Origin of the sequence: Clostridium sp. AF27-2AA (genome assembly GCF_003478505.1) — a bacterium.
In the GTDB taxonomy this organism is placed as follows: Bacteria; Bacillota; Clostridia; order Lachnospirales; family Lachnospiraceae; genus Brotaphodocola.
On record NZ_QUFI01000081.1, the window covers coordinates 1 to 608 of the forward strand.

At 55.4% G+C, this 608-nt stretch carries 1 rRNA gene; it reads right to left on the bottom strand.

The features are described 5' to 3' along the window. A 23S ribosomal RNA gene (locus DWY84_RS17185) occupies positions 1-608 on the bottom strand; the annotation flags it as partial.

Genomic DNA, 608 nt, shown 5'->3' on the forward strand with positions numbered 1-608 from the left:
CAACCGATGCACCAGAGGTCAGTCCATCCCGGTCCTCTCGTACTAAGGACAGCTCCTCTCAAATATCCTACGCCCACGCCGGATAGGGACCGAACTGTCTCACGACGTTCTGAACCCAGCTCGCGTACCGCTTTAATGGGCGAACAGCCCAACCCTTGGGACCTACTTCAGCCCCAGGATGCGATGAGCCGACATCGAGGTGCCAAACCACTCCGTCGATGTGAACTCTTGGGAGTGATAAGCCTGTTATCCCCAGGGTAGCTTTTATCCGTTGAGCGATGGCAATCCCACTTTATACCACCGGATCACTAAGTCCTAGTTTCCTACCTGCTCGACCCGTCGGTCTCGCAGTCAAGCTCCCTTATGCCTTTGCACTCTGCAAATGGTTTCCAACCATTCTGAGGGAACCTTTGAGCGCCTCCGATACCCTTTCGGAGGCGACCGCCCCAGTCAAACTCCCCACCTGACATTGTCCCCCAGCCGGGTCACGGCTGCAGGTTAGAAACCCAGTCACACAAGGGTGGTATCCCAACAGCGGCTCCATGAAGACTGGCGTCCTCATTTCAAAGCCTCCCACCTATCCTGTACATGTATAACCGAATCCCAGT